This is a genomic window from Rhizobium brockwellii, from assembly GCF_000769405.2.
Classification (GTDB): Bacteria; Pseudomonadota; Alphaproteobacteria; order Rhizobiales; family Rhizobiaceae; genus Rhizobium; species Rhizobium brockwellii.
In genome coordinates this window covers 260,844-283,196 of the sequence record NZ_CP053439.1, presented here as the reverse complement: position 1 = coordinate 283,196, position 22,353 = coordinate 260,844, and the positions used below count along the sequence as shown (strand labels likewise).

General features: G+C 59.9%; 24 protein-coding genes. 14 read left to right on the top strand and 10 right to left on the bottom strand.

Translation table 11 applies throughout. The features are described 5' to 3' along the window. Positions 1–31 precede the first annotated feature (31 nt). Positions 32–460, bottom strand: a complete 429-nt coding sequence (locus RLCC275e_RS01440) for an OsmC family protein (protein WP_033181565.1) — start codon at positions 458–460, stop codon at positions 32–34. 145 nt (positions 461–605) lie between these two features. On the opposite strand from RLCC275e_RS01440, the gene RLCC275e_RS01435 reads away from it, so the two are divergent. From RLCC275e_RS01435 to ku (RLCC275e_RS01425), 3 genes are read left to right on the top strand one after another with little or no spacing between them, the layout of a single operon-like run. Next, positions 606–866, top strand: coding sequence for a hypothetical protein (locus RLCC275e_RS01435; protein ID WP_033181564.1), 261 nt, complete (start codon positions 606–608; stop codon positions 864–866). Positions 867–920: 54 nt separating this feature from the next. Further along, positions 921–1,154 carry a DUF2188 domain-containing protein gene (locus tag RLCC275e_RS01430; RefSeq protein WP_012756027.1) on the top strand — a complete coding sequence of 78 codons (234 nt, stop codon included), beginning with the start codon at positions 921–923 and terminating at the stop codon, positions 1,152–1,154. An 18-nt stretch (positions 1,155–1,172) separates the two neighbouring features. Beyond that, a complete protein-coding gene (gene ku, locus RLCC275e_RS01425; protein WP_033181563.1) occupies positions 1,173–2,027 on the top strand; it encodes a non-homologous end joining protein Ku in 855 nt (284 codons plus the stop codon). 178 nt (positions 2,028–2,205) lie between these two features. Here ku (RLCC275e_RS01425) and ku (RLCC275e_RS01420) read toward each other — a convergent pair whose 3' ends face one another. Next, complete coding sequence (ku, locus tag RLCC275e_RS01420; protein ID WP_033181562.1) at positions 2,206–3,012, bottom strand: non-homologous end joining protein Ku; 807 nt, start codon at positions 3,010–3,012, stop codon at positions 2,206–2,208. Between the two features lie 514 nt (positions 3,013–3,526). Here ku (RLCC275e_RS01420) and RLCC275e_RS01415 point away from each other — a divergent pair. Beyond that, positions 3,527–4,861: an O-antigen ligase family protein gene (locus RLCC275e_RS01415; protein ID WP_033181561.1), complete on the top strand. Its 1,335-nt coding sequence runs from the start codon at positions 3,527–3,529 to the stop codon at positions 4,859–4,861. Between the two features lie 145 nt (positions 4,862–5,006). Here RLCC275e_RS01415 and RLCC275e_RS01410 read toward each other — a convergent pair whose 3' ends face one another. Both RLCC275e_RS01410 and RLCC275e_RS01405 read right to left on the bottom strand, forming a co-directional pair. Then, on the bottom strand, positions 5,007–6,152 hold the full coding sequence (locus tag RLCC275e_RS01410) for a right-handed parallel beta-helix repeat-containing protein (protein WP_033181560.1): 1,146 nt from the start codon (positions 6,150–6,152) through the stop codon (positions 5,007–5,009). Between the two features lie 74 nt (positions 6,153–6,226). Further along, positions 6,227–6,877, bottom strand: coding sequence for an esterase/lipase family protein (locus RLCC275e_RS01405; RefSeq protein WP_033181559.1), 651 nt, complete (start codon positions 6,875–6,877; stop codon positions 6,227–6,229). A gap of 692 nt (positions 6,878–7,569) precedes the next feature. Between RLCC275e_RS01405 and RLCC275e_RS01400 the strand changes: the two genes are divergently transcribed. From RLCC275e_RS01400 to RLCC275e_RS01355, 10 genes are all read left to right on the top strand, one after another. After that, complete coding sequence (locus RLCC275e_RS01400; RefSeq protein WP_003545449.1) at positions 7,570–8,052, top strand: MSMEG_0572/Sll0783 family nitrogen starvation response protein; 483 nt, start codon at positions 7,570–7,572, stop codon at positions 8,050–8,052. A 75-nt stretch (positions 8,053–8,127) separates the two neighbouring features. Beyond that, positions 8,128–9,174, top strand: a complete 1,047-nt coding sequence (locus RLCC275e_RS01395; protein WP_033181558.1) for a Nit6803 family nitrilase — start codon at positions 8,128–8,130, stop codon at positions 9,172–9,174. Beyond that, positions 9,101–10,219, top strand: a complete 1,119-nt coding sequence (locus tag RLCC275e_RS01390) for an MSMEG_0568 family radical SAM protein (RefSeq protein ID WP_033181557.1) — start codon at positions 9,101–9,103, stop codon at positions 10,217–10,219. The genes RLCC275e_RS01395 and RLCC275e_RS01390 overlap by 74 nt, the downstream gene beginning before the upstream one ends. Then, the gene (locus RLCC275e_RS01385) at positions 10,216–10,758 is read left to right on the top strand and encodes an MSMEG_0567/Sll0786 family nitrogen starvation N-acetyltransferase (RefSeq protein ID WP_033181556.1); all 543 of its coding nucleotides are present in this window, start codon (positions 10,216–10,218) and stop codon (positions 10,756–10,758) included. The genes RLCC275e_RS01390 and RLCC275e_RS01385 overlap by 4 nt, the downstream gene beginning before the upstream one ends. Positions 10,759–10,760: 2 nt before the next feature. Continuing rightward, positions 10,761–11,735 carry a sll0787 family AIR synthase-like protein gene (locus RLCC275e_RS01380; protein WP_033181555.1) on the top strand — a complete coding sequence of 325 codons (975 nt, stop codon included), beginning with the start codon at positions 10,761–10,763 and terminating at the stop codon, positions 11,733–11,735. Beyond that, complete coding sequence (locus tag RLCC275e_RS01375; RefSeq protein WP_033181554.1) at positions 11,732–12,901, top strand: MSMEG_0565 family glycosyltransferase; 1,170 nt, start codon at positions 11,732–11,734, stop codon at positions 12,899–12,901. Before RLCC275e_RS01380 ends, RLCC275e_RS01375 begins: the two co-directional genes overlap by 4 nt. Next, positions 12,894–13,181 (top strand): MSMEG_0570 family nitrogen starvation response protein, encoded by a 288-nt coding sequence (locus tag RLCC275e_RS01370; RefSeq protein WP_018072518.1) that lies wholly within the window; start codon positions 12,894–12,896, stop codon positions 13,179–13,181. The genes RLCC275e_RS01375 and RLCC275e_RS01370 overlap by 8 nt, the downstream gene beginning before the upstream one ends. Positions 13,182–13,193: 12 nt before the next feature. Continuing rightward, positions 13,194–14,465 carry an MSMEG_0569 family flavin-dependent oxidoreductase gene (locus RLCC275e_RS01365; RefSeq protein WP_033181553.1) on the top strand — a complete coding sequence of 424 codons (1,272 nt, stop codon included), beginning with the start codon at positions 13,194–13,196 and terminating at the stop codon, positions 14,463–14,465. Positions 14,466–14,467: 2 nt separating this feature from the next. Further along, positions 14,468–15,328 (top strand): Pnap_2097 family protein, encoded by an 861-nt coding sequence (locus RLCC275e_RS01360; protein WP_033181552.1) that lies wholly within the window; start codon positions 14,468–14,470, stop codon positions 15,326–15,328. Between the two features lie 179 nt (positions 15,329–15,507). Further along, positions 15,508–16,527 carry a LacI family DNA-binding transcriptional regulator gene (locus RLCC275e_RS01355; protein WP_033181551.1) on the top strand — a complete coding sequence of 340 codons (1,020 nt, stop codon included), beginning with the start codon at positions 15,508–15,510 and terminating at the stop codon, positions 16,525–16,527. Positions 16,528–16,541: 14 nt separating this feature from the next. On the opposite strand, the gene RLCC275e_RS01350 is transcribed toward RLCC275e_RS01355, so the two are convergent. From RLCC275e_RS01350 to RLCC275e_RS01325, 6 genes are all read right to left on the bottom strand, one after another. Continuing rightward, positions 16,542–17,552 (bottom strand): zinc-dependent alcohol dehydrogenase family protein, encoded by a 1,011-nt coding sequence (locus tag RLCC275e_RS01350; protein ID WP_033181799.1) that lies wholly within the window; start codon positions 17,550–17,552, stop codon positions 16,542–16,544. 107 nt (positions 17,553–17,659) lie between these two features. Beyond that, the gene (locus RLCC275e_RS01345; RefSeq protein ID WP_033181550.1) at positions 17,660–18,448 is read right to left on the bottom strand and encodes an L-iditol 2-dehydrogenase; all 789 of its coding nucleotides are present in this window, start codon (positions 18,446–18,448) and stop codon (positions 17,660–17,662) included. A gap of 135 nt (positions 18,449–18,583) precedes the next feature. Beyond that, positions 18,584–19,642 carry a carbohydrate kinase family protein gene (locus RLCC275e_RS01340; protein ID WP_033181549.1) on the bottom strand — a complete coding sequence of 353 codons (1,059 nt, stop codon included), beginning with the start codon at positions 19,640–19,642 and terminating at the stop codon, positions 18,584–18,586. Then, positions 19,642–20,313, bottom strand: a complete 672-nt coding sequence (locus RLCC275e_RS01335; protein ID WP_033181548.1) for a D-lyxose/D-mannose family sugar isomerase — start codon at positions 20,311–20,313, stop codon at positions 19,642–19,644. Before RLCC275e_RS01335 ends, RLCC275e_RS01340 begins: the two co-directional genes overlap by 1 nt. Next, positions 20,313–21,467 carry a Gfo/Idh/MocA family protein gene (locus RLCC275e_RS01330; protein ID WP_033181547.1) on the bottom strand — a complete coding sequence of 385 codons (1,155 nt, stop codon included), beginning with the start codon at positions 21,465–21,467 and terminating at the stop codon, positions 20,313–20,315. Before RLCC275e_RS01330 ends, RLCC275e_RS01335 begins: the two co-directional genes overlap by 1 nt. Before the next feature lie 23 nt (positions 21,468–21,490). After that, positions 21,491–22,315 carry a class I fructose-bisphosphate aldolase gene (locus RLCC275e_RS01325; RefSeq protein WP_033181546.1) on the bottom strand — a complete coding sequence of 275 codons (825 nt, stop codon included), beginning with the start codon at positions 22,313–22,315 and terminating at the stop codon, positions 21,491–21,493. Positions 22,316–22,353: the final 38 nt, after the last annotated feature.

The following is a 22,353-nucleotide window of genomic DNA, read 5'->3' as shown; positions in this document are numbered from 1 at the left end:
GATTGTCTATAATTATTATATAGATTTAGCCTTACCCCGATATCGTCGTCGAGAACTCGGGATTGCCGCGGATGGTGTTGCTCACGGTGCAGATCTCGTCTTCGGCGGCATGGGCGATTTTCCGTCGGGTTTCCTCGTCGATATCGCCCTTGATCGAAAAGGCGATGTTGAACTTGGCAACGCGGGAAAGGCCTTCCGTCGCCTTCTCTCCGGTGACCTCGGCAGTGATCTCGCTGATCTTGTCGAGAATACCCATGTGGCTGGCGGCGATACGGGCGCTGAGCACCAGGCAGGCCGAGAGCGAGGAATAGAGCAGATCGAGCGGATTGAAACCCGGCTGCGACGGCGCGGTGACGATATCGAGCTCGCCTTTGGTCGCGGAAGTGACGTGCGGGAAACCGGTACGGCCGAGAACGGCGGTGGCGCCGGTCGGGCGGGGACGAGCCTTGAGATCGGCCATGTTGAAATCCTCTTGCGAATATCTTGCAGATAGTGATTTCCGCCTCAGGTGGCAATGGCAAGCGGCCGCCCCTGGGTTTCGGAACCTTTCTATCCGTCGTCAGTTGAATACACCTGAACGAAATCAGTGACAAAGGTGGATTGCGATGCCTGATGTCCGCAGCATGGATCGCCAAAGCCGACGGATGGATGCCCGCGATCGGCTGATCGTTGTGCTCTATGCGCAGCTGAAAGCCGAGCGCGAAACGCGCGAGACACTGGAATGGGCAATCCGCAACGGCGCCGTCTCACGGGAGGTGCTGGAAGCAATCGCTGCCGATCCGGTTCCCGTCCTCACCAGCGAGGATATCGCATCGCTGGAGAAGATCATTGCGCTCGATGAACGGCGCAAACCAAATCGGAACTGAGCATGATGCCAACGACATCATGCGCCCTATTTAGTTGAGAAGAGGAGATCCGAAATGGCCGATATCACCTATCAGGTCGTGCCGCATGACAATGGCTGGGCCTATAAGCTCGGCGACACACTTTCGGAAACCTATGCGACAGCGGATGAAGCGATCATCCATGCCAAAGACGCCGCATCGCGCCAGAAGATCGGCGATGGTGATGCCCTGCTCGCCTATCCCGCGCCTGACGGCCGCGGCTGGGCATTTCAGGAACTCGAAACCGACAAGAGCGGCAGCCGGCTCTGATTGGCGACGGAGGATGGAATGGCCGCTCGGGCAAGCTGGAAGGGTCATCTGAAGGTGGGCGACCTTGCCTGCGCCGTTGGGCTCTATACCGCTGTTTCCTCCTCCGACCGCGTCTCCTTCAACATCATCAACCGCAGGACCGGCCACCGGGTGGAACGGCAATTCGTCGACAGCGAGACCGGAAAACCGGTCGAGCGGGGCGACCAGGTCAAGGGCTACCAGATGGAGAACGGCGATTACATCGTCATCGAGGGCGACGAGATAGCCGAAATCATGCCAGAAAGCGACAAGGTCCTCAATATCAAGGCTTTCATCGCCTATGACGATATCGACAAGCTCTATTTCGACCGCCCTTACTATCTCGCACCCGTCGACGAACATGACGAGGAGGCGCTGTCGCTGATCGCCAGGGCCATGCGTGACGGCAAAGTTGCGGCGCTGGCCGAAGCCGTGCTTTTCCGGCGCAACCGGACGCTGCTGATCCGGCCGCATGACGACTACATCGTCGCGACGATGCTGAATTTCGACTACGAGGTACGCGCGGCCGATACGGTTTTCGAGGACATTCCCGACATCAAGTTCGACAAGGAAATGATCGCGCTTGCAGGCCATATCATCGGCACCAAACAAGGCAGCTTCGAACCGAGCACATACGAGGATCGCTACGAGGCCGCCCTCGTCGAGCTAGTGAAGGCGAAGATCGAAGGCCGGGCGCCACCGAAGAAGAAACAGGCCCCGGAACGCAAGGTCGTCGACCTGATGGAAGCACTGCGCCAGAGCGCCAAGATGAGCGGCAAGGCTCCAGCAAATAAGGCCCTGGCGAAGAAGAAGGCGCCGGCGCGCAGCGACAGCCGCGGCAAGAAGGCAAGCTGAGAGGGCCTCGACCCTGGCGGGAGATGGGCAATCTCAAGCGCATCCGACCTCGCGCGAATGCATCGGTTTGTCGCGCCGGCGAAGCCGCTGGACTTGAAGCGCGTCAAAGTGGATTCCCGCGGCGCGCTTTAAATCTTTGATTTATATATGCAGTTTCCCGAAATCTCTGGCCACTTTTTCATTGGCGCGGCTTCTGGCCGCCTTCGGCCGCCAGGCTCTTTTTCAGCGCATCCATGATATTGATGACGTTACCGGTCGATTTCACCGGTGCAGGTTTTTGCGCGGGCGCCGCCTTCTTCAGGCTCTTCTGCTTGCCGCGAATCATCGACTTCAGGCGTTTCTGGATCGGGTCCTGCACCATGGTCGGGCTCCAATCCTTCGTCTCCTCCTGCACCAGTTGCGTCATCAGCGCCAGCAGCTTGCTGTCGATTTCAGTTTTACTGTCGAGTTCGGCCACGGGATCACGCACCTCGTCGCCATAGCGCAGAGTCCAGAGAACGATGCCTTTGCCCAGCGGTTCCAGCAGCACCGCACGCTCACGGCGATAGAGGACAAGGCGGGCGATGCCGACGACGTCATTTGCCTTCATCGCCTCGCGGATGACACAGAAGGCTTCCACCCCCACCTTGTCCTCGGGCGCCAGAAAATGCGGTTTGTCGTACCAGATCCAATCGATCGAGCCGCTAGGCACGAAATTGTCGATCTCGATGGTGCGGGTGCTTTCGAGCCCGACTTCCTCGATCTCCTCGTCCTCGAGAAGCACATAGTCGTCCTCGCCGCGCGGATAACCCTTTACCTGGTCCCTCTCGGCCACCGGCTTGTGTGTGACGCTGTCGACATAGCGGCTTTCGACGCGGTTCTTCGTCTGGCGGTTGAGGACGTGGAAACGCACCTTGTTGCTTTCGGTCGTCGCCGGCGTCAACGAGACGGCGGCGGTGACGAGCGAGAGCTTGAGATACCCTTTCCAGAATGTCTGACGTGCCATGTCTGTCCTGTCTCCCGGACACGGTTGGGCATGGCTATCAACGGCGGATTCGTTCTTTGGTTCCGGGAGCGGAATGAGGTTTCGAATGACGACAACAGCCAACCTCCCGGCGCGCGCGGCCCACATAAAATAATAGTGGCGTTGCGCAGCTGCGAGCGCGTGACAGGATGGCTGGGACCAGTTGGCGCGACATATTGGAAGGTTTAGCAAACTGGATTCGGCGAATAATATGGCTTAGAGTGGCGCCCATATGGCAGCCTAGGCAGAAATTGAAGCAATAACTTATTGATCTGGTTCATGAATTTCACGCCAACCATATACTGCAGGCAGAGCAACGTGTCGGCTGTTTTGGATTGTGGGAGTGGCCAACCGATCGATTTATATGGGTCGCAGGCAGAAACCAGTGTCGATGATTTCAATGTCGCATGCAGAGTCCAACAGAGGTAAATTGTAATTTTGGCTCAGTCCTATTTCGAATAGGAACATCCCGGAACATGAGATAGAAGAGCTCTTAATGGCGATACAAGACGCGTCTATAGCACGAGACTATTATCAAGGCAGCCACCGTCGGCGGACTGCTTCCAGATGGCGCGTCAGAAGAGACGTGTTGGCGAAACTGGTTCTTACTGTCGCATTTTACGCGGCCCTTTGGCGGGCGACCAGCATGTGGTACGGTCTGCCTGCAAATTTCGATGATGGCGCGGCAGTTGACCCGCTACCGATGAAGTTGATGCTTTACAGCCTTATCCCATTGTCCGGTTTGTATTTTCTGTTGGAACAACGGCAATTCCTGAGAACCTTTTCAAGGATTTCACCGCTCATCGGGATCGTTGCCATTTCCTGTCTGACATCAATCGTCTTCTCGATTGACAGAGGTGCGTCTTTAAAGGGATTGGCCGCCGTCATCGTTCTTGCGGTCCCGCCGCTTCTTTTTCGCGCGCGGTATGGCAACGTCGAAGCATTTCGCATCCTTGGGCGTTTTGCGATCGCCGCTGCATTTATCAACGTTCTCTACACTGTCGCTTTCCCGCAATTCGCAATCATGCGCGGAAGCTATGCCGGCATGGTAAAAGGGGCGTTTTACCACAAGAATACATTGGGGCAATTTTGCTCAGTCAGTTTTGTTTGTCTGTTGTCAACGCAGAAGCAAGGCCGGCTTCGTTACAGCACACTTATACGCTGGGCTGCGATGCTTTGTCTCCTCGCTTTGATTGTTGCGACAAAGTCCTCGACTGCAGTTGTATTGACGATGTTCGGAAGTGTCATGCTGTATGCCATCCGGATTATCCACGTCTATCCAAATCGCCTTTTTCGTTCATTTGTCGTCGCCCTGTTGTTTGTTCTCGTGGGTTTTGCCGCCAGTTTCATTTATTTGGGTGTGGCCTCTGCCGTTGCTGAAGCTTTCGGCAAAGACCTTACCTTCTCGGGTCGCACCAACATCTGGGAACAGTTGCTTCCACTGATATGGGACAAGCCCATAACAGGCTATGGATTTGCGATGTTTCGCCAGCCAGAAGTCATGGAAGAATATGTCAAGGTGACCTTCGACGCACGGTCGACTCATAACACATATCTTGAGCTTGCCCTCAATATCGGCATTCCGGGTATTGCCGCATGGGTGTTGTTTTTGGTGACTCGTCTCTTCAAAAAGATGACGATCGTCGAATCCGATCGAGAGGAATCAGGCGTCAGACGGAAGGAAATCGTCATTATTATCCTGATCATGCTTGGGTCCATGACTGAGGCAGGGATGATGCTCGCACCTTTTATTCTCTGGCCACATACCGTGATTGCTCTTTCCGAACTGCGTCCGAGGCTGCTGGCAAACCGGAGACCGCGTGAGGCTTGACGATGGCTCGTCGCCTGGCCCCCGGCGGCTACCGCATAATTCCTTAAATCGGAATCGATTTGAGGATAGATTATGCAGCCATTCAAAATGCTACAGCGCCCGTCGCGCGCCTCATAAAGATGCGCGGCTGCGGGCGCCATACCGCTTAAATCGAGAGATAGCGCTTCTGCCAAGGCAGCTTGTGTTCCTGCCATGCGCGCGGCGTGAAGTCGTCATAGGCAGTCTCGGCGATCGCTAGCATCCAGTTCTGCGCCTTGCGGGCCAGCAGCACGCATGACAATTCCATGCCAGGCTCAACTGTAATGGAAGGCCGATTGGCGCCTGGGATATCGATCCCCTTGTTCCGCCACTGGATGCGGATTTCGTCGGGCTCGGATGTCCATTCGCCGGAGGCAACGGAGGCGTTGCCATCGGGCTTGAAGCGAAGCGGCGGCGGGGTGATATTCAGAAAGCTGCCATCGTTGCGATAATTGCCATCGATATCACCCGCAGTCGCTTTGCCGTTTCCCTTGAGAACGATATCCTGCTCGCACCGCAGGAATATGTTGCGCCGAAAGCTCCCGGACCACGGTCGATTGGCGAAGAACGCGATGTCGCATTGGCTAATGACGTTGTCGTGGATATCGATGTCTTTGCGAAATGCCCGTTCCTGATCCGAAAAGCCGCTCAGGCTGATGCCACGATTGGTGTTCTCGATCCAGTTGTCATAAATGTGATGGCCGGCGTGGTCGGCCTTGTCTGCGACGCCGTAGCCGAAGGAATAGTCATTCATCCTGCCATCGCGCATGATGTTGCTGCGCACCACGGCGTCATCCCCGATCGACGAAAAGGAGAAATTCTTGCCGCCGATGAAATTGTACTCGACGAGGTATTTTCGCGTTTTGTCGCAGACCAGCGCGCCCTTGTTCGATGCGCTCGCCGGCGACTGCAGGAAGAGGTTGCCGCGGATCACGATATCGGAGCTGATATTGTCGTCGCTGTTTTGATAAGCGAACTGGCAGCAGTCTGCTCCCTCGCCCGGGGCCGCGCCGATGCGATTATTCTCCAGCAAAACGTGCGTCGTCTTCGTCAGGTAGATGCCGTCGCCCTTCACATTCTCTGTTTCGCAGCGCCTGACGGTTAGGTTCTTGCCATTGTGAAATTTAAAGCCGCGAGGAGAATTCTTGACGATAACGTCTTCGATCACCGTATCGGAAAACACCTGATAGGCGACGCCGACATCGGGCGCACCGTCGATGACCTGTCCGCGTGTGGACGCGCCGTGAATTTTCTTTCGCAGGATGGCGGTCATTGCATTTCCTTCGATACCGGTGCAGCGGGGGATTAAGCAGAGGGCATGTGGCGGATGTTTGAATATTTGGTCATTCAGCTTGTAAACCGTCCATCTTTCAGAAACGACAGGGTCTGGCTCCACATCATCTTGTTGACGGGTAAGAACGTGTGGTTTGCCGGAATGACGATATGGTCCGCCGCGCCGTCGAGACGGGTGCTCTCCACCGAAACCTTTCCATCATTCGGAACCCTGAGGCCGATGATAAGCGAAGAGACCGGGTCGATGGTCCGGTTCCCGGCGATGATGCCAAGTTCGTAATCGACCGTGCCGAATAGCTCGGTCATGGCGGTTTGATCGGTAATCAGCTGCTGGCCTGCCGGTCCATAGACCTTCCTGTATAAGGGCCAGCTCTTGAGGAAATCGGCAATCTGACTGCCGTTGTTCGGCGTTCCGACCATCACAACTCTCCCCAGCTTGGCGGGGCGATAGCGGCTGAGAAAAGCGCGGATGACCAGCCCACCCATCGAATAACCGACGAAGTGGATCCGGCCATCGCCTGCTTTCTTCACGGCGTCGTCGATCTCTGGTCGAATGATGTCGACGAGGTCGCTGATCGAAAACCGGGTGGAGGGGTAACCGACATTCACAACCCGATACCCGTGGCCGGACAAAAAGCTGGCGAGCTTCTCCATGCTTTTTTTCGTCCGGGCAATGCCGTGAAAAAGGAGAACTGTGTCGTTCATCAGTGTTCGCTCAACGTGCTGCTATCGATCGGGTCTATCCTGTAGCTTTCAAGGTGAACCTTGTCGATCAATGCCGAACAGCCAGACATCCGAACAGTTTCGTTGTGGCGCACACATGCTCGAAGCTAAGAGCGACACGCCCGTGATCGGTGAGAACGGAATCCAAGCATCCCCTTTCGACGCAGGAGAAGCGCAGGCGAGCCTCCGCTCTTCCGTCGACGGAATTGGCGGCTTGCCCCGTTGGCACACGAACAGCCCTCGCAATACATCCAAATACATTTATTGATTGCATTCAATATAGTTAGAATTTTCCGATTTGATGCAGCAAAGCATCTTGGACGCAGGGCCCTCCGTCGAATGGCCATGTGACCAGCGCCGGAAGAGGCAGCAAGCGCGCAGAACTTCCCCGAAACCCCGCGCGCGAAAGCGGCTCATGCCGAACAAATATTATGTCTCCCTGCACCAATTGACGATCAATTGAATGCATCCGTTTTGAGCTTTCATGCATTCGCTTTTTGCATTCGATCGCCCAGAAAATTAGCTTTAAAACTTTAACCCTGACTATTGACCGCATAATTGAATGCATTATTGGTATATTTGACTGCTATTTATGCATAATCAATGTGGCATGGCGCTTGCAATTGGATGGATGCTCCCCGGATGGGGATCGGATTTCAATCAAGGAGCCATCCATGCCCGCAGTGACCAAGCCAGCCAATCAAAAAGGCGATTTTCTTGTCGATTACGAGGACAAGGTTTTCGAAGACGTACAGGCCGGCGAAGGCGAAAAAGCCCTCGTCACTTTCCATACCGTGGCCTTCGAAGGATCGATCGGATTCGTCAACCTGCTGCAGGCGACACGCCTGAAGCGGAAAGGTTTCGAAACCTCGATCCTTCTCTACGGCCCGGGCGTGACGCTCGGCGTCCAGCGCGGTTTTCCGACGCTCGGTGCGGAGGCCTTTCCCGGCCATCTGAATTTCAACAACCAGATCGTCAAGTTCATGGAAGAAGGCGGTAAGGTCTATGCCTGCCGTTTTGCCCTTCAGGCGCTCTACGGCCATGGCGAAGGCGCGCTGATCCCCGGCATAACGCCGATCAGCCCGCTCGACGTTCTCGACCTGATCCTGATCCATCGCCGCGACGGCGCCTTCATCCTGGATACCTGGACGCTCTAAGCACCATGGCGCTCCGAAGAATAAGAGGCGGAGCCTTGGCGCTCCGCCTCATGCCCCGTTAATCGAGGATTCGTCATGGAGAAAAAACCGAGCGTCCGGGTTGCCGCCGCGCAGATCGCGCCGGATCTGACCTCACGCGAGAAAACACTGGCCCGCGTGCTGGATGCAATTCGTGAAGCGGCAGCCAAAGGCGCCGAGCTGATCGTCTTTCCCGAAACCTTCGTCCCCTGGTACCCCTATTTTTCTTTCGTGCTACCGCCTGTTCTCTCCGGCAAGGAGCACGTGCGACTTTACGAGGAAGCCGTCACGGTGCCGAGCGCTGCCACCGATGCCGTCTCGGCAGCCGCCCGCGAGCATGGCATCGTCGTGGCGCTCGGCGTCAACGAGCGTGACCACGGATCGCTCTACAATGCCCAGCTGCTGTTTGATGCCGATGGCACGCTCATCCTCAAGCGTCGCAAGATCACCCCGACCTTTCACGAGCGGATGATCTGGGGCCAGGGCGACGCCTCCGGCCTGAAGGTGGTCGACAGCGCCGTCGGACGCCTTGGGGCGCTGGCCTGCTGGGAGCATTACAATCCTCTGGCACGCTACGCCCTGATGGCGCAGCACGAGGACATCCATATCGCCCAGTTTCCAGGCTCGATGGTCGGGCCGATTTTTGCCGACCAGATGGAAGTCACCATCCGCCACCATGCGCTGGAAAGCGGTTGCTTCGTGGTCAATGCCACCGGCTGGCTGACCGACGGGCAGATCGCCTCTATCACGTCCGACGCCGGCCTGCAGAAGGCCCTGCGCGGCGGCTGCATGACCGCGATCATCTCACCCGAAGGCAAACACGTCGTGCCGCCGCTGACAGAAGGCGAAGGCATCCTGATCGCCGATCTCGACATGAGCTTGATCGTCAAACGCAAGCGGATGATGGATTCGGTCGGCCATTATGCCCGACCCGAGCTGCTGCATCTTGTCATGGATGGCCGCGCCACGGCGCCGATGGTCACCACCACCCAGCCATCCCTCCCCACAGCCGAAGCAAGGACCTTTTCCGATGGAGAATACGACACGTCTGCCGACCGAGGTTCTGATCAACGAATTGCAGTCCTACGGAGCCCGGCTCGTTGACCCCAAGGCCGGACATGAAAGCCGCCGCGGTGGTGCCGGACCTTCCGACCACAAGGCGCTGACCATTGACGGCATGACGGTGATGGTGCCGGTTCACACCGCACCTGCGTTCGAGAGCCCCTATCTGGTGGAAAAGCCGGACGAGATGGGCCGTAGCCGTATCAGCCGGGATGGTACGGTGCTGGGCGAGGTTTCCTTTCCCCTGCGCCCGCGCTTCTACGAGCGCTCGACCGCCGACGGCATTCCCTATTCGCAGATCGCCGTTCTGCACGGCAAGGACGTGCTTGCCACGACCGTGCTGCAGACCTGCATCCGCTATCAGAGCCGCACCAAGACCTGTCAGTTCTGCGCTATCGGCCAATCGCTGGCCGCCGGCCGCACCATCGCCCACAAGACGCCAGAGCAGCTTGCGGAAGTCGCCAAGGCCGCCGTCGAACTGGACGGCGTCAAGCATATGGTGATGACCACCGGCACGCCGAAGGGCGATGACCGCGGCGCTGCGATCCTCGCCGACAGCGCCCGCGCCATCAAGACGGCCGTCAACATTCCCATCCAGGCGCAATGTGAGCCGCCGGAAGACGATATATGGTTCACCCGCATGAAAGAAGCCGGCGTCGATGCACTCGGCATGCATCTGGAAGCCGTGACGCCAGAGGTGCGTGCCCGCATCATGCCGGGCAAGGCGCAGGTCTCGATCGCCAAATACATGGCCTCGTTCAAGGCCGCAGTGGAGGTCTTCGGGCGCGGCCAGGTCTCGACCTATATCCTGGCGGGGCTCGGCGACAGCCGTGACGCCATTCTGGACATCTGCGAAAAGCTGGTTGCGCTCGGCGTCTATCCCTTCGTCGTGCCCTTCGTACCGATCTCCGGCACGCCGCTCGAAAGCCATCCGGCGCCGAGGCCCGACTTCATGCACTCGATCCTCGGGCCCTTGTCCAGGATGCTGGTCGCCAGCGGCTTGAAGGCCGTCGACATCAAGGCCGGCTGCGGCAAATGCGGCGCCTGCTCCGCCCTTTCCACCTATGAAAGGATGCTCACCAAATGATGCTCGAAACCTTTGCTCCCTATCGCTCGAGCGAATTCCAGGTGAAGTTCGCAACCTCCGCCTGGGAGCGCAGCCAAGCGCATGCGCTGCGTCGTGCCGTCTTCTGCGAGGAACAGCGGATCTTCGAGGGCGATGACCGCGACGCGATCGACGATCAGGCAATCCCGATCGTGGCTCTCTCCATGCTCGGCATTGCCGCCGATCAGCTGGTCGGAACGGTGCGCATTCATCAGGCCGAACCCGGCCTCTGGTGGGGCTCGCGACTAGCGGTCCATCAGGACTTCCGCAAGATCGGCGCCTTGGGGGCGACCCTGATCAAACTCGCAGTGTCCTCCGCCAACGCGATCGGATGCCACACGTTCCTCGCCAATGTGCAGGTGCAGAACGGTCTGCTGTTCCGCAGGCTGCACTGGGATGTGATCGAGGAGTTCGAGGTCTATGGCAAGCCGCATCTCAGGATGAAGGCCGATCTTGCCTATTATCCGCCTTGCGCCACACCCGAGGCAGGCTTCACCGCCCTTTCCAGAAAGGCCGCGTGAGAATGGCCGCAATCGACATCAGGGCCCTGGCGGCAAAACTCTCGGCCAGCAGCGGCATCGCCGCCAAGCAGGATATCGGCACGATCGCGGCAAGGCTCGGCCTGCAGGGACAGCAGATTGCCGTCGGCGACGATTGCGCCGCGCTGCCCGATGGCGACGGTTATCTGCTTTTTGCCATTGAAGGCTTCATGAACGAGTTCGTCGCCGCTGACCCCTGGTTCGCCGGCTGGTGCGGCGTCATGGTCAATATCTCCGACGTCGTTGCCATGGGCGGCCGGCCAATCGCCGTGGTTGATGCCGTCTGGGCCAATGGCGAAGCTGGCGCGACTCCCGTTCTCGAAGGCATGCGGGCGGCTTCCAGCGCCTTTGGCGTGCCGATCGTCGGCGGGCACACCAATATCCGCACCGAACGCGGCCAGCTATCGGTCGCCATTCTCGGTCGCGCCAAGACGCTGCTGACGAGCTTCGACGCGAGGCCCGGCGATGTGCTGGTTGCAGCGATCGACCATCGCGGCCGTTACCGCGAACCCTTCGACAACTGGGAAGCCGCCACCGATGCCGCGCCGGCGCGCCTGCGCGGCGACCTCGAGCTGCTGCCCGAGATCGCCGAGGCCGGGCTGGCGCTTTCTGCGAAGGATATCAGCCAGGGCGGCATCATCGGCACCGCCATCATGCTGGCCGAATGTTCCCGTGTCGGCATCGATATCGACTTCACCGCCATTCCCCTGCCCGCCGGTGTGAGTCTCGACCGCTGGCTCGTCACCTTTCCGAGCTTCGGTTATCTGCTCTCGGTCGCGCCGGAACACGCGGCCGATGTCGTCACCCGCTTCACCGCGCGCGGCATCAGCGCTGCGGTCATCGGCGCGGTCGTGGCCGGCGCCGAAGTCGCGCTGGTCGACGGCGAGAGCCGTGCAGTGGTGCGCAATCATGCCGAAACACCGCTGCTGCAGCTCGGTCGGCAGAATGTCGCCGCATGAGCCTCCCGTCGCACCGAGCGCTCCGCATTGCCATGCTGACCCATTCCACCAATCCGCGTGGCGGCGTGGTTCATGCCATGCAGCTTTCGGAAGCGCTGACCTCGCTTGGTCATCAGGTGGTCCTGCATGCGCCTGATGCCAAGGCGGCGGGCTTCTTTCGTCAACCCTCCTGCGGCACGGCCTGCATTGCCGTGCCTCCGGCACCCGCGTACATGACGCAAATGGTCGAGCAGCGGATTGCCGACTATGTCGGTTATTTCCGAAGAATCGGAACCAATGGCTTCGACCTGTTCCACGCCCATGACGGCATTTCCGGCAATGCGCTGGCAACCCTCAAGCTGCAGGGCCTGATCCCGAATTTTGCCCGCACTGTCCACCACATCGACCAGTTTGCCGATCCGCGCCTGATGGCTTTACAGGACCGCGCGATCGATGCGGCCGATATCTTCTTCGCCGTCAGCCGCCTCTGGCAGGACAGGCTGAGAGACGAGCGCGGCATCGAGGCGACAGTGGTCGGCAATGGCGTCGACACCAACCGCTTCTCGCCTGCCTGGAGCGGGGAGCAGGTCGCTCTGCGCGACAGGCTGCAGCTGGGAAGCGGGCCAATCTTCCTCAGTGTCGGCGGCATCGAGGCGCGAAAGAACACCCTTGGTATTCTCGAAGCCTTTCGTCAGGTCCGCGCCATCCGGCCGGATGCCCAGCTTGTCATTGCCGGCGGCGCCTCTCTCCTGGACCATGGCGACTATCAGGAGGAGTTCCGTTCGTGCCTCGCCTGCCTCGGTCGGGACGCCGCGGCGGTGCACGTCACCGGTGCGATCGCCGATGCCGACATGCCGAGCCTCTACCGGTTGGCGGATGCGCTGGTGTTTCCCTCGCTCAAGGAAGGCTTCGGCCTCGTCGTTCTGGAAGCCATGGCCAGCGGCATTCCGGTCGTGACATCCTCGATTGCGCCCTTCACCGAATATCTGGGTCCGGGCGATGCGATCTGGTGCGATCCGCATCATCCGGTCTCGATTGCCGAAGGCATGGCGCTGGCGCTGGTCGCACCGATCCGCGAGCAGATCATCCCCCGTGGTCTCGCGATTGCTGCCCGCCATGGCTGGCAGCAAACCGCAACAGCCCATCTTGCCCGCTATCACACGCTGCTGGAGCCTGACCATGCCTGAAATGCGCTTTGTCATAACCTGGCCCGATGGCCAGGAAGAGAGCTGTTATTCCCCCTCGCTGATCATCCGTGAGTTTTTCACCGAGGGTGAAAGTTATTCGGTCGCCGATTTCGTCGATCGCAGCCGCAGGGCGCTTACCATCGCCAGTGATCGCGTGGAGGCGAAGTTTGGTTTTGCCTGTTCATCCGCAAACGACCAACTCGCCCGAATTGAAAGCGCCGCTGTCGCCTTCCTGAATGACGCAGATGCCCGCGTCCACTGCAAAACCTTCATCCTCTGAAAGGACTAGTCCATGCCCCAGAACCTGAAGCAGCATTACAGCACCGCCGTCATCGGTGGTGGCCAGGCCGGCCTGTCCGCCAGTCATTACCTGAAGAGGCACGGCGTCGACCATGTGGTCTTCGAGAAGAAGACCGTTGCGCATAAATGGAAGAACGAACGCTGGGACGCCTTCTGCCTGGTGACGCCGAACTGGCAGTGCCAGCTCCCCGATCATCCCTATGACGGCGCGGATCCGCACGGTTTTATGGTCAAGGACGAGATCCTTGCCTATGTCGACCGCTTCGTGAAGAAGGTCGATGCTCCGATCTTCGAGCAAACCGGCGTGACGTCGCTCGAAAAGCATGGCGGCCTGTTCCGGCTCGAAACCTCGGCTGGCGCGGTGACCGCCGATGCCGTGGTGATCGCCACCAGCCTCTATGCGGATCCGGCCATTCCGCGTGCTGCCGAGCGCCTGCCCGAGGACATCACGCAGATCCACACCGCCGCCTACCGCAATACCGATCAACTGCCGGACGGCGGGGTCATCGTGGTCGGCTCCGGCCAGTCCGGCTGCCAGATTGCAGAGGATCTGCATCTTGCCGGCCGCAAGGTGCATCTCGTCACCGGCAATGCGCCGCGTTGCGCCCGGTTCTATCGCGGTCGCGATGTCGTCGACTGGCTTTCCGATATCGGCCAGTACGACATCACGGTCGAACATGATGGCATGACGAAGAAGAAGCACGACACCAACCATTACCTGACAGGACGCGACGGCGGACGCGATATCGATCTGCGCAAGTTCGCGCTGGAGGGCATGGCGCTGTATGGCCGCATGTCCGGCATCGCCGCCGGCCGGATGCTGTTCGAGCCGAACCTGAAGGCCAATCTCGACGGCGCCGACCGTGTCTATAATGGCATCAATGCCCTGATTGACCGGCATATCGCCGAGAAAGGCATCGATGCTCCGGCCGCATCCCCCTATGTCCCTATCTGGGAGCCTGAGGCTGAGATTACCGAACTCGACCTGAAGGCGGAGGGGATCACCTCGGTCATCTGGGCCACGGGATTCAGCCCGGATTGGTCCTTCGTCGGACTGCCGATCTTCGACGGCAACGCCTATCCCGTTCATCGCCGCGGCGTCACTGCCGTCGATGGCGTCTACGTGCTGGGACTTCCCTGGCTCTGGACCTGGGGCTCGGGCCGGTTCCTCAGCGTCGGCAGGGATGCCGAACATGTGGTGGGGCATCTCGCAGCGCGACATTCGGCACAGACATCGTCTCTCAAGCAATCGGTCAGCGCCTGATCATGAGCGCAGTCCTTCTCGACTTTACGCCCGCAGGACCTTCAGCACGCGACCTGATGGAACGTGCCCTTGATCCGCATATATTGCTGGGCATGCCCCATCTGAATGGAAACGGGCTATCGGAGACCTGGTTGATGAAGGAGCTCGGCCATCGTCACTGGCTGATGCTTGCCTGTCATCTCGGGCTCGACAATGCGGATTTCAGAACGGCCGATGGAGAAGAGGCCTATGCCGCGATCTGTGCAACGTCACTGACGGATGCACGTTTTGATGTCGTGCAGGCAAACGACATTTTGACCATCCACTCGAGACTGTCCGCAGTCTCGCGAACCCGGATGTCGACCCGACACGAGTTGTCCGTCCACGGAATAAGCGTCGGCGCGATCGAACTCATCTCAACCTTCGTTCACAGAACGATCAAAGACAACAATCACTCGATCGCCCGCGTGACGTTGCCTGAGCCGCAGGGAGAGCGGTTCCAACCCAGCCGTCTGGCTGAGAAGGCTGCAGACATCCGGAATGGGCGGTCAGCAACGCATTTCGGGTTTCAGGTCCCCGCCAACAAAACGCTCAGAGCCTTTCAGTTCGATCCCAGCGCCTCGCAGGAGTTCAACGGCGCAGGCCTGTTTTACTTTGCCGAGTATCAGGCATTGGCCGATCGCGCCTTGGAAAATTGGTTTCCCCTGAAGGGGCCGGTCGTCCGAAAAGACGTTTTCTTCCTTGGAAATATCGAACGAAATGAAAGCGTCTTCTTCGACCTCCTTGATTTTTCTGACGAGCAAAAAACTGTCCATGGGCAGCTACGACGCGAAAATGGGAAGGTGATCGCCAAAATATTCGGCACCTGGAAAAGTCTTTGCTGAGCCTGCACGGAAGTGCACCAGCGGCGCGCTTGATGCGGCGTCCCGCTAGTGATCTAGTGGATGATGAAATGAAGGTGAACTTCAGCAGCCCGTCTCATGAATGTTCGACCGCTCCTATGCTAGCGTCCTTTGCGCGCCTGAAAAGACGCGCGGCGCTGTAGAGAAAGAAATGCGAGCACGTGACGACCAGCATCAGACATATCGCTAAACTTGCAGGAACATCGGTCTCTTCGGTCTCGCGCGTGCTCAACAACAGCGGTTATGCCTCGCCTGAGCTCAGGGAGCGGGTCGAGGCGGCCATCCGAACGCTGAACTACACGCCCAGCAAGGGTGCCCGTATGCTGCGCGGTGCACCAAGCCGGATGATCGGACTGATGCTGCCGTCGATCGAGGTGCCTTTCTTCGGCATCCTCGCCCATGCGATCGAACAGGAACTGTTCCAGCATGGCTATCAGACGCTGATCTGCAGCACGGCGGAAAATATGGACCATGAGGTGCGCTACATCTCGATGCTGCTCGCCCAGCGCGTCGACGGCGTCATCGTGGCAAGCGCCTTCGGCAGCATCGAGCATTTCGGGGTGCTGCGGGACGCTGGCATTCCGATCATCGCCATTGACCGCGAGCTGAGCGGCATCGCTGACGACGCTGTCATGGCCGATCACGAGGAAGGCGGACGGCTGATGGCGCGCCATCTGATCGATCTCGGCCACCGGGCAATCGCCATCGTCGGCGCGCCGGCCCACAGCCAGCCGATCCAGCTTCGCCTTCAGGGCATCACGGCGGAGATGGCGAAAGATGGGATCGCGCCTGCCACCGTGGCGATGGCGGAAGAGCACAGCTTTGCAGAGACCTACCGGTTGGCGCGGGAGCTGCTGGCGTCTCGACCTGAGGTCACCGCGATCATCGGCACGACCGACGTTTCGGCGATTGCCGCAATCCATGCCATCCAGGATCGCGGATTTTCCGTTCCGGGCGACTATTCGGTCGTGGGCTTCGACGATCTGCCGGAGGCCGCCTACGTCTTTCCACGGCTGACAACGGTCGCACAGCCGATCCGCGATGTTGGACAGCAGGCAGCACGGCTGCTGGAAGCGCTGATCGAGGAGCACCAAACAGGAGACGAATCTCGGCAAGGCGCGATCGTAAAAGTGCCGGTCACCCTGATCGAACGCGATTCCACCGGCCCCGTCCGCAACTGAGATGGACCCCGAAGCTAGGGCCGGACGATGACCTTGATCTCGCCTGGCAATGGCGCGTTGCCCACCACGTCGGCGACCTCCTCGAGACCGATGGTTTTGGTGACCAATGCATCCAGCTCCAACGCCCCGCTCGCGACCATTGCCGCAGCGCGCGAATGGGTGAAGGGGTTGAGGTAGGCCGGCCTGATATCGACTTCGTTTACCAGCAGATCGAAGGGCAGAACCGGCACCTCGACACCCGCCGGTGTGACCCCGAAAAGCACGAAGGTACCACCGCGCCGCGCCATTTTCAGACCGCTTTGCAGCGTATCGCTGACGCCGGCGCACTCGATGACCACGTCCGCGCCGCCTTTCGTGACCTCTCGAACAGAAGTGATTGTAGCTGAAGAGATGGGATCGAAGGCGTGCGTCGCCCCTAGGCGCAGAGCCGTTTGGCGTCTGGATTGCTGCCGCGTTATCAAAATGATCTCGCCTGCCCCAGCCAGGCGAGCCAGTTGCACCATGAGCAGGCCGATCACGCCCCCGCCGAGGATCGCGACGCTGTCGCCCGGACGGATCCTTGCCTTGTCGATGGCGTGGATACAGCAGGCCAGCGGTTCACTGAAGGCGCCGTGAACGGGATCGAGGTCGGCCGGCAGGATGAAGGCTTGCGCGTGCGGCACCGCCACATATTCTGCAAAGCCGCCATCCCGTGTCACCCCGATGGCGGTCAGGCTCTCGCACAAGTTCGGCCGCGCCTGAGTGCAAGCCCGACAGGTGCCGCAGGCAATATTCGGGTCGACCGTCACCAACTCACCGCCGGTAAACCGTGTCACCCCATCGCCGATCCCTTCGACGATTCCGGAGAATTCGTGGCCCAGCGTCACGGGGATCGCTGTCGGATATTCGCCCTTGTACATGTGGCGATCGGAACCGCAGATGCCGGCCGCCGCAACCCGGACCAGCAGCTCGCCTGGCCCGGCAACCGGCTTCTCGACGCTGCGCATGGTCAAAGACCCGATCGACTCCAAGCGTACAGCCCTCATTCCACTCCTCCAGACATCAAGTTCGATTGCCTCTTCGTGCGTGATAAAGCCGTATCGCGGGATGACGCGCCACACGGCATCGACCATCCCGGGCACGGGTCAAGCGCTCAGCTCATGACATTGCCGCCATCGACATTGTAGCACTGCGCCACGATGTATGCTGCATCGGGTCCGGCCAGGAAGGCCGCCATCGCAGCTTGTTCTTGGGGGGCGCCAAATCGTCCGGCCGGGACGGCGGCGGCCACGCGGCGCTTGACGTCACCGGGTTCCAAACCTTCCCGGCTGCCGAGCTTTGCATCAACGACATCCCACATCGGCGTATCGACGACGCCGGGAGCGATGGCGTTGACGTTGATGCCATAACGGATCAGCTCCAGAGCGCAGCTTTGCGTGATGCTGATGACGGCCGCCTTGGAAGCGCAGTAAGCCACGGCCGGTCCTTCGCCCCGACGCCCAGCCTGGGACGAGAAGTTGATGATGCGTCCACCTTCCCCTCTCTCCACCATGTGCCGGGCAACGGCCTGCGTCATGAAGATCAGGCCTTCGATATTGACCTGAAATACCCTAGCGGTGCGCTCCCGGGATATTTCCAGAATGGACTCGACCTCGTAAATGCCGGCGGCATTGACCAGGATGTCGATCTTGCCGGCGGTTGATATAGTGAAGCGGGCAGCTTCTTCGATGCTGTCCTGGCTGGTTACATCAAGCGCCACACCCCAGGCCTGAGGGCCGATCGCTTCCGCCACCCGTGCGCATCGTTCACCATCGAGATCCGCTACGACAACCCTCGCGCCTTCGGCGGCGAAGCGTTCGCAGACCGCCTTGCCGATGCCGCTCGCTCCCCCCGTGACCAATGCCACCTTGCCGGAGAGCCGCGCCGTTTCCGCATACGTCATCGCATTCCCTCCCCAGTCGCGCCTAAATCGGCAAAGGTGTCGTGCGCGGCCGCCGTAACGAATAGCTTCATGTTTGCTCCTCCCCTTTTGACTGAACGATGATCGGAGCCGCCCTCCTGAGGCGACGCCAATGGGCTAAGCGGATTGCGGGTTCGTCTCCTTCGCCTCGCGAAGAAGAACGGACATGTCGGGGATGCCATCGGTGGCTGTCGCCCCCTTGAGGCAACGCGCAGCTGCGGCATGGGCGACGCAGCAGATATGCTCGACCGGCCAGTTCTCATGCAGGCCGTAGAGCACGGCGGCGCAGAAAGCGTCTCCTGCGCCGACGGTACTGACGATGTCATCGGGATCGACAGGTCGTGAACGCGTGATGATCGGGGAAGCGCCTGATGCAAACCAGAAGCAGGTTTCCGGCGCATGGATGATCGCGCCCTTGGCGACGCCCGCCGCAAGCAGGCGCTCGCCCGCTTCCAAAAACCCCGCCTCGATCAAATCTCCCTTCGCATCGCGAACGGTAACGCCGGTTGCCCGACCCGCCTCCATCTCGTTGATGATCAGATAATCGCAGAAGGGCAGAGCGACGCCGACCTTGGCCGCAAATTCCGGGTCTTCGCTCGATACGAAATCCACACAGGTCGTAAGCCCGGCGCGCCGCGCCGCTTCCAGCAGGCGCGATGCTCCCGAACGGCCGTCGGGGCCAATGCGGTCGAGACCCGGCAACAGCATGAGGTAGCCGAGATAGAACAGCCGATAGCCGGCCTTGCCGAAGGCCGCGGGTGAGACAAGCTCATCCGTGACGGCATCGTTGGCGCCGCCATGATAGAAGAAGGTCCGGTTCTGGCCGGGCACATTCATGACATGCGTATGCGCCGTCACCCGGTCGGCAAGCGCCGTCAGCCCACCGACATCGACGCCGGCAACAGTAAGGCGGGCTTTGACGATTTCTCCGTCCTGGTCAGCGCCGATGCATCCCGCCGCCGCCAGCTTTCCTGGAAATCCAAGCGAGGCCAGATCGGTGACGACATTGGCGGCACCACCCCCCACGCCCAGATCCTGGTGCAGGATATGGGCGAGATTGCCCTGTTCGGGCCAATAGGACAGTGTGTGGACGCGATCGACGATGAAGTTTCCCGCGCAGACGATGCCGCCCTGCCTCTGGCCGTCGCGATCGCAAACCTCCTCCCCGGCTCGCATCAGCTGACTCCTTCGTTCCACAAGGGTCTGAGCGCCGGCTCGTCCTCCTCGATCGCGGCAAAGCGCCCGATCGGCTCCAGAAAGAAATTATCGCTGTTGTCGTCGTTGACCTGGCTGACCTCGCCGACAAGGACAGGTCCGCCGCCTTTCCTGCCGTAAAAGCGGTGGTAGAGCCCGGTGCGGATCGTCACGCTCTGGCCAGGCTGGAGAACCAGCGGTTCCCATGCAGCGAGCCGGTGCGGCAGCCCGTCGACCGGCACCGTCACATCCTCCGTCAGCACATTGCCATCGGCATCGGTTGCGGCGAATTCGATGACGAGATCGCCGCCGGCGCGATTGATGATGTCTTCCATCTTCGCCGCATGACGGTGCGTCGGCGTAACCTGCCCTTCGCCAACGAAGAGCAACTTTTCGGCATAGGTCCGCTCACCCCAGATATCAACGATGCCATTGCGCAGGCTAAACAGCACGAGGCCGCATTCGGCGAAGCGGTTCGAGCCGAAATCGGTGACATCCCAACCCAGCTGATGAGCGCGCAAATAGGCCGACACCTCGGGATGAGCGGCAAAATCCGCCGCCGTCCAGGAACCCCATGCCGGCAGAGACCAGTGCCAGCGCTCGAGGGTCTCGGTTGCTCGCCGCAACGCGGCGTTGATCTCGGAGCGCTGCATCAGACGGATGCCCCACCATACGCGACCGGTACGACGACGTCCTCGCGGCCGGATTTGAGGGCTGCCGTCAGGACCGCATGATGCGCCTGGGCTTCCGCCGGCGTCGCACAGCCGAAACCGTTCGCATCCCCGCCGGCAAGCTCATCGACGAAGGCCGCCCACATCTGCTGTATGGCGTCGGCAAAACCGAATTCAAAGATCTTGCCTGTGATGGCCGGAAACAGCGAGCCATAACCGAGATCCTCGGTGCTCCAGGCCTGCGCTCCGCCATTATAATCCATCCACTGCCACTGGCGCGGCGACTTCGTGCTGAAGAATGCGCTTTTCTTCATGCCGAGAACCCTGATGTACCAGGTGTTGGATTCGCCGGGCGCGATGCGCCAGGTTTTCAGCACCATCGGGAAATCCTGATCCCCGGTGCGTACGCGGCTGCTGATCGTGGCATTGTCCCAGGTGGTGCAGGGCAGCATGCCGCCCTTGCCGTCGGGACGTGCGGTAACCTTCTTGACCAGTTGCGCATGGAGGGTCGTCGGGCGCCAGCCGAGACGCAGCGGCACGTGCAGCACATGCATGCCGAGATCACCCATGCAGCCATAGTCGCCATTGATCTCGGCCATGCGCTTCCAGTTGATCGGCTTCTGCCGGTCGATATCCGAAGAGTGCAGGAAACCCGCCTCGACTTCGATTATATCCCCCATCTCGCCGCTTTTTGCGAGCGCGATGACCTTCTGTGCGCCGGGGAAGAACGGCATTTCCGACGAGCAGCGGACCAGGAGTTCGGGATGCTCGGCCAGCACCGCCATGATTTCCCGGTTCTGCGCGGCGTCCATGCCGAAGGGTTTTTCGCCGAGAAGATGCTTTCCGGCCTTCAGGACGTCGATGTAGAATTGCTGGTGCAGCACATGCGGGACGGCGCAATAGACCGCATCGACCTCGGGATTGGCCAGAAGCTCCCTATAATCGGCGGTGAACTGCCGAACCGTCGGTACATGATCCTTGAACCAGTCGAGCAGCGTCGCGTTGGTATCACAGACGGCGACGATTTCCGGTCGCGCCTTCACATCGGCCAGATGCAGCCAGCGCGCCGCGGCACTCGCGAATTCGCGCCCCATCAGACCGCAGCCGATGACGCCGAAGCGGAATATTTTCGTCATGACATGCCCTCCCCAGACGCGCGTCAGCCAATATGCAGCGAGGCTTGCTCGACGGAAGCCTTGTCATGGACGATCGCCATCAAGGCCCGCGTCATGCCGCCGGGATTATTGTGTTGAATGACGTTGCGGCCATAGACGATGCCACGGGCGCCTTGCTCCATCAACTGCTTGGTGCGGATCAGGATTTCCTGATCGGAAACGCGGCCGCCGCCGCGCACCAGCACCGGCAGGCCCTGGGCGATTTCGACCACGCGGTGATATTCCTCGACATTGTCGCAGGGGTCGGCCTTGATGATATCGGCGCCGAGTTCAGCCGCCTGGCGCACGAGCGGCAGGATCTTGTCGATCGCGCCGTCGACCATATAGGCGCCCTTGGAATTGTCCTGCATGACGAGCGGCTCGACCATCAGCGGCATGCCGTAGATCTCGCATTCGCGCTTCAGGCTGTTCACATTGCGCACGCAGGCGCGGTAGACTTCCGGCTGGTCCGGCAGCATCAAAAGATTGACGACGACACAGGCAGCATCCAACGCAACGCCCTGTTCCACCGCCCTGTCGATCATTTCGGAAAACAGCTGAGACGGCAGGGGATTGCCATAGATGTTGGCGATGTCGGTGCGCAGCACCAATGCCGGACGATGCTTGCCGGGAATAGCCTGCAGCATGGGTGCCGTTCCCGGCGGCAGCTGAATGGCATCCGGCGCCGCTTGCGCGATCACCTCGATGGCCGTCTTCATGTTCTCGATGCCGGCGAGGAAAGTTCGTTCATTGAACATGCCGTGATCGATGGCAACGTCAAGACAATTTCCAGACACGCCGAAAAGTCGGTTCAACCGCGCGGATTTCATCAAGCTTCCTCCCAATGTGGCAACGTTTCCACATTCGA